Origin of the sequence: Microcoleus sp. S36b_A4 (assembly GCF_036700645.1) — a bacterium.
In the GTDB taxonomy this organism is placed as follows: domain Bacteria; phylum Cyanobacteriota; class Cyanobacteriia; order Cyanobacteriales; family Microcoleaceae; genus Microcoleus.
Genome location: NZ_JAUBPI010000139.1, coordinates 1 through 12,080 on the forward strand (window position 1 = coordinate 1; position 12,080 = coordinate 12,080).

Genomic DNA, 12,080 nt, shown 5'->3' on the forward strand with positions numbered 1-12,080 from the left:
CTGCCTATCTTTTTTTAGCACACATTGCCTCAATCCTCACCACCTCTGGGTTTCAGGCTGGTTGTTACCCCCCCAGGTCGCCAATAGTAGTATTTCACCTTTTGAGTCAGAAACTGGGAAGGCATCGGGAGGCTCTCTCGCATGCTCTCAAGAGGCGGTAGAGCCGCAGGATATGACATTTCCAGTCAGAACCTGGAAACGAGATTAAAAACAAAATAAACGCAGACAATCTTACATTCATCTGCGTTTGTCTGCGTTTATCTGCGGTTGAATTCTCCAACCCTAAACCGCTTGCACTTCCTTTTCCTCAACAGAAACAGGTTCTTGATATACAGTTTGAGACTCATTAGCCAAAAACTCAGCCAATTGAGCTTCAATTTCATCCCGCACAATCTGGCGGTATTCCAGGAAATGCTCGTTGTGAGCGCACACAGTCAGATAATGATCCCAAACCGCAGGATTGCGCTTGAGAATACTGAACAAATGATGCCAGAACTTCCACCGAGTTTTGCGCTTGACTCCCTGCCGCCAAACCACCGTTAGCAGTGCTCGCAAGTCGATCCAACTGGGAATTCTTGCAGGTATATTTGCTGTGGGTGCACCCAACATTAAGAAATGGCGATAAGTTCGGTCTAAATATTTCTCAGCATCGTACACTTCGCAGAAAGCCTCGACATATTCGCGGGCAATATCTTCGAGAGGCCGCGTCGGGATAAAGTTCATCAAGGTAGTCTGGTTGAGGTTGCCAGATTTGTCGCGCAACCGCCCTTCTTTTGCTAGTCTGTGGGACAATGCAGTGTGCGGCAAAGCTTGCAGCATTCCAAACGTTGTACTCGGAATAGCTGCTGCTTCGGCAAACTGGACAATCCGCTGACCGGCACCGGGTTTTTCGCCGTCGAATCCGATGATGAATCCGGCCATTACTCGCAAACCAGTTTTCGCAATTAACTCTACTGATTCGATCAGGGAATTGCGGGTATTTTGGAATTTCTTGGTCATTTGCAGGCTTTCTTCATCAGGGGTTTCAATCCCTAAAAACACTGCATTGAAATTGCAAGCTACCATCATCTCCATCAATTCTTGGTCTTGGGCTAAGTCGATGGATGCTTCTGTGTTGAAAGTAAAGGGGAATTTGTGTTCTTCTTGCCAGACTTTTAAGTCTTTTAGCAACAGTTTGACGCTGCGTTTGTTGCCGATAAAGTTGTCGTCTACCATGAACACGCCGCGCCGCCAGCCCAAGTTGTAGAGATAGTCTAATTCTGCTATCAATTGTTGGGGGTTTTTGGTGCGAGGTTTGCGGCCGTAGAGGACGATGATATCGCAGAATTCGCACTGGAAAGGACAGCCGCGCGAAAATTGAATCGACATCGAGTCGTAGGCGTCTAATTCCAGCAAGTCGAAGCGGGGAACGGGGGTTGTGGTAACATCGGGTTTTACGCCGTCCGATCGATAAATTCCGCTTTTTTCGCCACGCCCGATTGCTTCGACGAACATCGGCAAGGTGATTTCGCCTTCGTCGAGAATCAGGTAATCTATGCCCGCTGCTTGAGGTTCTTCGGGTACAGAGGTGGGGTAGGGGCCGCCGCAAGCTACGGATTTACCGCGCCGTTTTGCTTCGCGAATGATGTCTAGCAAATCTTCTTTTTGGACAATCATTGCGGAGAGAATAACGAGCTCTGCCCATTCCCATTCTGCTTCGGTGATTTGTCTGATGTTGCGATCGACTAACTTAAATTCCCATTCTTGGGGTAAAATAGCTGCTACTGTTACCAAACCCAGCGGTGGCAGCAGCACTTTACGATCAACTAATTCTAGGATTTTCTCGTAAGACCAAAATGTTTTCGGAAACAGCGGGTAAACTAGAAGAACTCGCATTATATGTTAAACCTCACATCAGTAAACAACTTGCGATCGGGCTGGCGGGGCGTGAGAGTTCGATCGACTCTCAAGACTTCATGTTAAGGCTAAAATTACGATCTTGCACTCGATCGAATATCTGGCGAGGGGTGACACCCCCTAAAACCCACAAATTGAGCGCAATTTTTAGCTTGCAGTTCCCTGTTAAAGTTTGCAAATGCTGATATCTTATCGTATTTGACCGTTAATTGACGATAATCGCATTTAAAAAGCATGGAATTAAGGAAAAAAAACTGGAAACAGTAAATTACTGCTTTGGTGCGCCATAAGAACCCTACATTAGTTGTTTAATGCACATTTCCTCTTCCTTTTTCCTCAACATTCATCCGTTAAATCCTTTAAATCCGTTACATCCGTTATAAAATCCGCTGCCGAACTTCCTTATCCCCTAATTTGAATCTTTGCCGGGAATCCCGCTAGTTCTTAACATATCGGCAACTGTGCCGCAGTAACTCGGCATTCCTATGCTTTCGGGATTCACAAGATTTTGATAGGTAAAATGGCGGTAGCTGATGCAAAATCTATCCCAAGCAGCCACTTGAATTCGGAACAGCCAAATAAAGAAATCGGCCAGCCAAGGTGACAGAGTAATCCGAAAGAATATGTTTTTATTCAAATACTGGCAAGCTTGTTCTACCACTTCGTTAGCTGTAATCGGGGGATTTCCTAGCACAAAATGTCGCGTTTCCTCGGAAGCAGGCGGATGTTGAACTAAATAATTAACTACTTTAGCAATATCTGCGCCGTGGATAAAGTGAAAACTGCCATCTGCCTTAAACCAGCGAATCAAACCAATCCATTTGGCCACAAGGGGCAGGCCAGATGACAAGTGAGAGACTGGTTTTTCGGCGTCTCCTCCCAGTACTAATGTCGGGTAAAGTGCCGTAATGGGAGGCACATTTGTCAAAGCTGACAAATGCACCATGCAGTTGTATTTTGAGCTAATATAATCTGTCCCCAGTTCTCCGGCTTCTTTCAGCAAATTGTTGTCTCGACCGAGAATACTGGCCGTTGAAAAATAAATTACTTGTTGGCAAGTCTGTGGCGAAAGTAGTTGAATTAGCTGGAGAGTTTTCGTTACGTTAACGTCAAACACTTCTTGAGTTCCTCCCCAAGCAGTGGCAGCTAAAATTGCGACATTAATTGTTTGCAAAAGTTCGGCGTGTTGCTCGATATCTCGCATATCGCCTTGTAATATATGGATGCCGGGGCGGGCCTTCCAGTCAAATTTTAATTTTTCTGGGTTGCGAACTAATAAGTAAAGTTCGTGGTTTGTTTCTTGAATCAAAGTTTCGGCCATGTAGTGACCGATACAGCCACTTGCACCCGTCACAAAAATTTTTTTGGTGTTCATTTTGCCGCAGGGGAAGAGGGAGGATTTGACGCTTTTTCGACGCTAGGGAGACGGTATTACCTATTAGTGTCAACTTAAACCTCAAGTCGATGAGGAATATCCCTTTTATTCGAGTCCAGATCCCCCTAAATCCCCCTTAAGAAGGGGAGTAGGGGTTGACTTAGAGTGCTTCATGTCCCCCCCTTATTAAGGGGGGTTAGGGGGGATCTAGACTTTGATACAAACAAGAGAGACGGTTGATTTTACGTTAAGTTGACACCAATGGGCTCTTGGAGTGTCCCTACAAATATTAACTGCAATTAACCGAAATTGATCGGATTCTACAATCTTTTTCCAGGGTAGGGAGAGGGCATTGCCTATTTGTGTCAACTTAAGACTGAAAGCTTGATAACTCTCGCTTTTAACGCAGTCTCGATCCCCCTAAATCCTCCTTAAGAAGGGGGACTTTGAGAAGATTCCTGTCCCCCCCTTAATAAGGGGGGTTAGGGGGGATCTACACTTTGATACCAACAAGAGAGACGGTCGGTTTTACGTTAAGTTGACACCCATGAGTTCTTGGAGTGTCCCTACAAATATCAGGTGCAATTAACCGGATTTGATCGGATTCTACAATCGAAATCAAATTAAGCAGCAACTGCAAGCAACTTGTCGGCTTGTTTTGCGGTTTCAAAGAAGAAACGAACGTTATCTTCGGGAGTTCCCGGTAATACGCCGTGTCCCAAATTGAGGATGTGTCCGCGCGGGCCGGCTTTGCGAATTGTATCAAGAATTCGATCGCGAATAAACGGTTGAGAACCAAACAACACGCCCGGATCGAGATTTCCTTGAACGTTCATATTCGGGCCCAAACGCTTGCGCGCGTCGGCCATATCCACTGTCCAATCGACGCTGATGATATCGGCGCCGGATGTTGTCATGCGTTCGAGGAGGCCCGCACTACCGGTGACTAACAGAATTAGCGGTGTGTCAGGATGGGTTTTTTTGACTTGCTCGAATACTTGTTTCTGGTAAGGTAGAGCGAAGGTGTCGTAGTCCTGCGGGGAGAGTTGGCCGGCCCAGGAGTCGAACATTTGCACTACTTGCGCGCCGCAGTCGATTTGATAGCGCACGTAAACTGCGATCGCATCTGCGAATTTCGACAGCAACTGATGCAGTAAAGTTGGATCGGAAAATGCCATGTTTTTGATGATCGCATAATCCTTAGAACCTTTGCCCTCAACCGCATAGGCCGCCAGCGTCCACGGCGCGCCCACAAAACCGAGCACGGTGGATTTATTGCCGACTTCTTCGCGCAGGGATTTCAGGATTGTTTTGATAAACGGCAAGCTTTCTTCCGGGTTCAGCGGTTGCAGGTTGTCGATTTGCTGCTGAGTGCGGATGGGTGCGTGGATAATCGGGCCTTTGCCTTCGGCGATGTCCATGTCAATACCCAAACCCGGCATGGGGGTGACAATATCGGAAAACAGAATTACGCCGTCGGGTTGAAACGCGCGCCACGGCTGAAGGGAAACTTCGATGGCAACTTCGGGAATTTCGGAACGTTCGCGAAACGAGGGATACTTTTCTCGCAAATCTCGATAAGCCTTCATGTAGCGACCGGCTTGGCGCATCATCCACACGGGCGGGCGGTCTAGGGTTTCGCCGCGGGCTGCCCGCAACAACAAGGGAACTTCATTTAATGCCGACATTTTAACTTTTCTCTACCTTAGATATTTCAATGCCTTTGGTAGCTTACCACTGTGCGATCGTCCTTTTTGACAAAAAATTCATCTGTCGGCGGGGAGGAAGATGAGGAAAGTGGCTGAGTTCGATAGCAACCTTCTGGCACGCTCAAGAAATTCTTAATAGCTGAAACTATTGCTAATAGGAAATTTTCACATCCACCCTTTTGCTACAATGACATTGCAAACTAACAGAATCCGCGACCGCGACCTCAAGCAGACAAAGCATCTAGCACTGGCGCAGCGGCAAAGCGCCCCCAAAATCAGGACGGCGAAATAAAAATATGTTTTTTGACAATTGGGTTGAATTGATTCGGATTTTGACGATCGGCGTTTCCGCTTACGTCGTGCTGATTTTTTTGCTGCTGGCATCGGGCAAGCGAACTCTGTCGAAGTGGAATGCCTTCGATTTCATCGTTACCATCGCGCTTGGTTCGACGTTGGCGACTGTCATCATGTCAAAAGACGTTTCCTTGGTCGAGGGCGTTTTCGGACTCGGCTTACTCATCGGGCTGCAATTCATCGTCACTTGGCTTGCGGTGCGGGTAAAGTGGGTAAAAAATCTCATCAAAGCCGAACCTACTATGCTACTCAACCAAGGCCAATTTCTGCCTGTGGCGATGCGGCAGCAGCGCGTGAGTGAAGAGGAAATTCGGGCGGCGATTCGGGGGACGGGCAGCGCGTCGATCGAAGAAATCGAAGCTGTAGTGCTGGAAACCGACGGCAGTATGAGCGTTGTCAAAAAATCTCCGAACAATTCGCGATCGGCTCTCAAAGATGTAACTTAGTCGATATTTAAATCTGTAGAGACTCATCTTGTATGGTGCGTCGCTGCTCCATTTTCGAGCTTAATAGTAGGTTGTATTGGGCGACGCACCATACGGTTAATTAAATCGAAACTATCTCGTTACGCAAACTCCGCCCACCACTACCCGACATTGATCTGGGCCCGCATCGAATCTACTATCATTCCGCCGCGCCGAGTCTAAATCTCTAGTCCGCGAATTGTAGTAATAATCTCCCGCCGGATACCTTCTATTCGGGACAGCGCAGTAAGTCGAGTCTTGATTTCCATCGTCAAATCTGACTCTCACCATAGAACGTCTCTCGCGACAATCAACAGACCGCAAGCCAAAATCATCTTGCAGAAGCTGTGCTCTGTCATATTGACCGTCATATCGATCGTTATCTCGTCTCGTGTACCAATCGTCCCGCGAATTGCGAGATTGTCTGCCGCCCCCATCAATTCCCGCAACTTCCAGCGTGTAGTTACCGCCCCTGGCAGCATCTTTTGCTAACACTAACAGTTTGTAATCGCCACTACGGGGAATTTGATAATTAAACGAACGGTCTTGCGTAAAAGCGACTTGTTTGTTGTTCCCGTAAAATAGCACCATGACGGGAGTAAAACCGCGACTTCTATCTGTATCTAAAAACACTTCAATGTTGTCGCCTTCCCTCGCGCTAAATGTGTATTCTTGACCACGCAATTCTTCCGTCGGAGAGCCCGGAACCCACATATTCCGGAAACGGTAAATCGGGGAAGTGCGGCGAATTACTCCGTCTATGCGATCGTTATTACCTATCTGTTCGCCAACCGCACTTGAGGAAATTCCGGTAAGTGCCAATCCCGTAACTAGCACAGCGGCAGCAATACTGTTTAACAAGTTGTGTGTTTTCATATCAACCTCTGGAAAAATTTAAAATCTTTTTGCTTTCTTGGCGCCGACATTTGCATACACAATCCATTTTAAATGTAATTTCTGCCAACCGTGTCAACCTCACGAAACCAGGCTATTTACCGGGTGCAAAATCTCATGTTAAAGTTATAGACGTTGAGCCCTAATCTAAAGTTGCGATCGATCGCCACAAATCAGCAATCCCGATTCAGCGTCGAGACTCGCCATAATTCCCATCGGTAAAGCAGCGTTAACTCCCTCGTGCCCGAAGGGCAAATCCGAAACAATCGGAATATTCAAATCCCCCAGCCGATCGCGCAAAACTTCTTCAATGCTAAAACTAGGAATACTTGGATCAATCTCGCAGCGACTGAAGCGCCCCAAAGCAATGCCCCGCACCCCAGCGAAAGCCCCCGCCATCCGCCACAAAGTCAACATTCGATCGACCCTGTAAGGAGCTTCGGAAACATCCTCAAATGCGAGAATAACCCCGGTCAAATCCGGTTGATACGGGGTTCCGAGCAAATGAGAAGCGACCGTCAGATTCGCCGGAAACAGCGGCCCGGTGGCTTGTCCGCTGCCCCATCCTTTACCTTGCAAAGATTGTAAGGGACGACCTTCTATGCAGTCAAAAAGTCGATCGACAGACCAATCCGGTTCCGCAGCCAAAGTTGTCAGCATCGGCCCGTGAACGCCCCAAACACCCAATTTAGCCTGATTCCACAGCAAAGCAGTAATGTCGGAAAAGCCGATTAACCATTTCGGCGAATGGGAATCGGGGGTTGGGAATTGGGAATTTTCTGCCTTTCCCACATTTCCTTTTTCCAAAAGTCGAGTGCTGCCGAAACCGCCTCGAACACAGAGAATACCGCGACAATCCGGGTCATTGAGGGCATCTGCGAGCTGTCGGACGCGGTTTTCATCCGAACCGGCCAAATAGCCCCAGCGATCGTCAAAACCCGGTGTTAATTCAACTCGATAGCCGTGAGATTTCCAAATTTCTACACCCTTTTCAAAGTTGGTTGATTCTCGCAAAGTGCCACTAGGGGCAATTACTTTGAGCAAATCTCCTGGTTGCAGAAATTTTATGTTAGTCATTAGTAGGTTGATTGTTGACTGTTGACTGTTGACTGTTGACTGTTGACTGTTTGCTGTTGACTGTTGACTGTTTGCTGTTGATTGTTAACCTTTGGATTTTTGTTTTAGTGAGTTAAGATAGGCATTAAGTTTTGGTGAAAGTTCATTTAATAAAGGATGCAGTCGATCGATTTGTTCTTGAGTCAAAAGATTGCGAGGGATAGTTGATGGCAAACCATTGACTGTCAACCGTCAACAGTCAACAGTCAACTGTCAACCGTCAACAATTAAGGTAAAGTCAGAATTTCGACCCCAGAATCAGTCACAGCCAAAGTGTGCTCGAATTGAGCCGAAAGCTTTCCATCCTTGGTGATAGAAGTCCAACCATCGGCGAGAATTTCCACTTCCCAAGTACCCTCATTAATCATCGGCTCGATCGTAAAAACCATGCCTTGTCTGAGCTTTTTTCCTGTGCCCCGCTTGCCGTAATGCAAAATTTCCGGTTCAGTGTGAAAGACTCGGTGAATCCCGTGTCCTGCAAAATTTCGCACTACCGAAAAACCTTGTGCTTCAGCATATTCTTGAATCGCTGCACCGATGTCGCCGGTACGAGCACCCGGTTTGACTTCCGCAATTCCTCTTCTTAAACATTCCTCGGTTACTTCAACTAACTTTTTCGCTACAGGGGAAGGTTTGCCCACAAAAAAAGTTTTGGAAGTATCGCCATGATAACCCTCAACTAAAGGTGTTACATCAATATTAATAATGTCACCTTCTTTAAGAATTTGTTTCGCATTGGGGATGCCGTGACAAACTACTTCATTGACGCTAGCACACAGAGATTTTGGAAATCCTTTATAGCCTAGCGGAGCGCTTTTTGCTCCGTGTGCCAAAGTCCAACGTTCGGCTTCATCGTTAATTTCTAGAGTGCTTACTCCCGGTTTAACCATCGGTTCGAGATGTAGCAGAAGTTCGGCCGCTAAACGGCCTGCTTGGCGCATTTTTTCGATTTCTCTACTGGATAAAAGCACTAAACGTTCGGTTGCCATAGTTTTTTTTGTTTCCTTTTTTGTGTAGTCAATTAAGAGTTTATTTAACTCAATTTGAGAATAGAGTTGAATTGCTGTTTAATAAACTTGTAAGGTGCATCAGTCAGCAAATCTTTCTAAAAATGAGCCAGTATTATTACTGACGAACCCTACTAGCAGTGATAGATTTGAACCAGTGTTCACAACGATCGCCCAAAGCTTCCAAAGAATATTCTACCTCTACTTGTCGCCGGCAAGCGCTGCGGTCAATTTGTTCTAAGCGGGCGATCGCACCTACCAAGCCATTTACGCTATCAGGAGCCACTAAAAAGCCCGTCAGCCCGTCTCGAACAATTTCCGCCGGCCCCCCGCGCTCGTAAGCAATCACAGGCACACCGCACGCTAAAGCCTCGATCGCGACATTTCCGAAAGCTTCCACCCAGCGCGGTGTCATCAACAATGCTCGGCACTGACGGACTTGCTCTTGCATTTGAGTTGTTGTCAGAAACCCTAAATATTCTACCGGAGCATCCGGGTAATCTGCACAAATTTTTTGCCAATAATCCTCATCTTGCATTTTGCCCATAATTTTCAGGGGAATGCCTGTAATTTTCGCTGATGCTACTGCATCTTCTAAGCCTTTTTCCGGGGCGATGCGACCTAGCCAAGCTAATTTAGACTGCGGTTGGTTGCAAAATTCGTACAGGGATAAATCTATGCCATTTCCCAACAACTGACATTGATCGGCAAAGGCGAATGTTTTGGCTTGAGAAGCGGTGTGAACTCCGATCGTACCAGGAAACTGGACGGCGGTTTGTCCGGCGATGCGATCGAGGGCGGCGGAAAGGGAGCCCATGCTGATCAAATGTGCGATCGGAGTCCTAAAAAATGGTGTCAAATAAAATGGCAGCCAATCGTAGGCAAAATTAACAATCACATCCCATTCAGCCTGAACTTGCCGAGCATATTCCCACATATTCGCCAGCACAGAATCGGCGGGCATCACAATAGGATCATTGTAATCTTGTGTTTGGGCGGTTACTTGCAAATCACCCGTTATTTCGATTACTGGAATTGATTCTAAAATTGAACCTATCGGTGCTACAACTGCTATTTTATGACCGCGCCTCTGTAATTCTTTAGCGATGTTAAGGACTGTAAGTTCGACTCCGCCACCCAACCCCGAACCGAGTTTACCGACCGAAGTTGACAGGAACAATAGTTTTAAAGTGTCATTAGTCATTAGTCATTAGTCATTAATCAGCATTCACTAATTTTAACATAATCTAAATTATCAATTTCCCATTTCACATCTCAAGTTCAAATTATTTGAAAATTGCTACATTTATTAATCCATCCCAGAACGCGGACGGATGCGATTCAACTGATTGATTGCCCAGCGAGCAGTTTCCTGAACTTCTGGATCTGGATCGTCCGTCGCACGGTGCAACAAGTAACTGATTTGATTCACCAATTCGTAAATCCGCGTCAAGTCGCGAATTGCATTTTTACGCACTTCGGGATTTTCATTTTGCAGCGAAATTGACCACGCATTATTCATGGGTTTGAGGGTGCGAATGCCAATTTCCGAGAGACTTGCCAAAATTAAACTGTACTGCTTGGAGTCGGAATTTGCTAGCAAATCGAGCAACGGCTCAACTGCTCTGGAATCTCCCCGCTGTCCTAGTTCCCAAATTGCTTTGCCTCTCTTTGCCGGATTTAGCTGCTGCAAATCTTCAATCAGTGCTTCAATAATATCGACTTTAGGTCTACCATCCGTTTCGGGAAGGGCAATACCTTTCTTATTAGCTAGGGAATCGGTTTGATTAGTTGTTTCGGGAATGTTGAAACCTGTGTTACTGTATCCGTTGCTGTGAGTTTCCAAGGGCGAGGTGTCGGAATTAATTCGATCGCCCTCGACTGCTGCATCCTGGGATTCTGGTGCCCCGGATTCCATATTTAACGGAAAAGGTTGATCGCTGTTCTCGATACTGTTGTCTTTTGGTACATCCAAAGGGTAGGGCAAGGCTGACAGCGGTTTGGATAGCCCAAAAGAAGCCTTGTGCTGTGTAATTGCGTGCGAGTTTGTAGGAGAATCGGGATTATTACTAAATTGAGAGTTTCTTGGGTTGTGGCGCTCAAATCTTCCCCGTCTTCGTTTAGAATAATTTGACTCGTCACTACTAACTAATTTGAGCATGATAAATACTGCCGCTGCCGTGACGACAACTGCTGCCAAACCCAACATTAAGAACCCCCGCTGACGAGACAAAATGACGATCAAATTGGATACCGATTTCGGGATCTTAGAATTAGATTTGGACGTTTTGGAAGGCTGAGATTTGTTTTTATCGGGCGCTGGAGACGGTTTTGGAGGCTTGGAATCCTGGCGATCGTCTGGGGGAGAGTTCGCCTGAGCAATTTCTTGGGAAACAGCACGCGCAGAGGCATTGAGTACCTGTTGCCCTCCGTCGGCACTTGGACTGAACGCAGCGCCCAGACAGGCAATGCAGGTGAACAAACATACAGAGGAGCGGTAATGCGCCATAAGACTCAATCCGGGTTTTGAGAGGCAACGCCGCATGACGAGCTTTAGTTTAACCTTGAGTTAGCTCGATCCTAGCTGCTATGGGCTTAACTAACTCACAAATACCACCAGACTAGCGAAAAACCCTGGTTTGAGAGGGCACCGAGCCAGATATTATAAGCACAATTGTGTCATTGAGGTGCAACTCCTTTAAATAATTAGTTTAATTAGTTTAAAACGAACAACTACATTGGCGGCCGCGACTTTAGCAGCGGCATCCCGAAAGTTGATTGCAGCTAATCTCACCTACGTCCAGTGTGCAATGCAGGCCCCGCAGCCCAGCACTGCGGGGGCGTTAGCAGACGATTGTGGCTAGCCGTCGATTTCTCACCAATAGCGTGACATGACCAAGAGTTTAACAAGCTTCCGAGCCTGCGGGTCGATCGTTTTTGTGTGAATTTGGGCTCAAGTGGGACAGGGGGATTGGCACTGGTAACGAGAAAGCCAGTTTTTTCGTTAATTCTTCGCTGCTAAACTGCATATTTTCCGTACATTCCAGGACACACTCTCGACGCTCACAAACCAGTTTTATTTACCAAAAATGCTGTAAGAAAGAGAGCGCTGATTTGACCGATGTTAATTTGCAGGGGGCAATTATCCCGGATAGAAGTGTTTGGGCGATCGACTAAGATAACCGTTAGGAAATATTAGACCTCTTGCGAAAGTGCGCTCGTTCTAGGTAAAATAAAAGAAAAAATTAGCTCCCATAATATGAAG

9 protein-coding genes are annotated in these 12,080 nt (G+C 46.7%); 1 reads left to right on the forward strand and 8 read right to left on the reverse strand.

Annotated elements, in window-relative coordinates:
* Positions 1–282: 282 nt before the first annotated feature.
* The 3 genes from QUA03_RS26845 to hemE all read right to left on the reverse strand — a co-directional run bounded on the left by QUA03_RS26845 (position 283) and on the right by hemE (position 4,959).
* A complete protein-coding gene (locus QUA03_RS26845; RefSeq protein ID WP_333216490.1) occupies positions 283–1,875 on the reverse strand; it encodes a B12-binding domain-containing radical SAM protein in 1,593 nt (530 codons plus the stop codon).
* A gap of 430 nt (positions 1,876–2,305) precedes the next feature.
* Positions 2,306–3,271 carry an NAD(P)-dependent oxidoreductase gene (locus QUA03_RS26850; RefSeq protein WP_333216492.1) on the reverse strand — a complete coding sequence of 322 codons (966 nt, stop codon included), beginning with the start codon at positions 3,269–3,271 and terminating at the stop codon, positions 2,306–2,308.
* Positions 3,272–3,894: 623 nt separating this feature from the next.
* Positions 3,895–4,959 (reverse strand): uroporphyrinogen decarboxylase, encoded by a 1,065-nt coding sequence (hemE, locus tag QUA03_RS26855; RefSeq protein ID WP_333185260.1) that lies wholly within the window; start codon positions 4,957–4,959, stop codon positions 3,895–3,897.
* A gap of 317 nt (positions 4,960–5,276) precedes the next feature.
* Between hemE and QUA03_RS26860 the strand changes: the two genes are divergently transcribed.
* Positions 5,277–5,780, forward strand: a complete 504-nt coding sequence (locus QUA03_RS26860; RefSeq protein ID WP_333216494.1) for a YetF domain-containing protein — start codon at positions 5,277–5,279, stop codon at positions 5,778–5,780.
* A gap of 111 nt (positions 5,781–5,891) precedes the next feature.
* Here the strand turns inward: QUA03_RS26860 and QUA03_RS26865 are convergent, their stop codons facing one another.
* From QUA03_RS26865 to QUA03_RS26885, 5 genes are all read right to left on the reverse strand, one after another.
* Entirely contained in the window at positions 5,892–6,674 is a 783-nt protein-coding gene (locus tag QUA03_RS26865; protein WP_333216495.1) for a hypothetical protein, read from the reverse strand.
* 165 nt (positions 6,675–6,839) lie between these two features.
* Entirely contained in the window at positions 6,840–7,769 is a 930-nt protein-coding gene (locus QUA03_RS26870; RefSeq protein WP_333216497.1) for an LD-carboxypeptidase, read from the reverse strand.
* Between the two features lie 266 nt (positions 7,770–8,035).
* Positions 8,036–8,797 carry a type I methionyl aminopeptidase gene (map, locus tag QUA03_RS26875; protein WP_333216499.1) on the reverse strand — a complete coding sequence of 254 codons (762 nt, stop codon included), beginning with the start codon at positions 8,795–8,797 and terminating at the stop codon, positions 8,036–8,038.
* A gap of 136 nt (positions 8,798–8,933) precedes the next feature.
* The gene (locus QUA03_RS26880; RefSeq protein WP_333216501.1) at positions 8,934–10,019 is read right to left on the reverse strand and encodes a glycosyltransferase family 4 protein; all 1,086 of its coding nucleotides are present in this window, start codon (positions 10,017–10,019) and stop codon (positions 8,934–8,936) included.
* Positions 10,020–10,124: 105 nt separating this feature from the next.
* Positions 10,125–11,324, reverse strand: a complete 1,200-nt coding sequence (locus tag QUA03_RS26885; protein ID WP_333216503.1) for a HEAT repeat domain-containing protein — start codon at positions 11,322–11,324, stop codon at positions 10,125–10,127.
* Between the last annotated feature and the right edge of the window lie 756 nt (positions 11,325–12,080).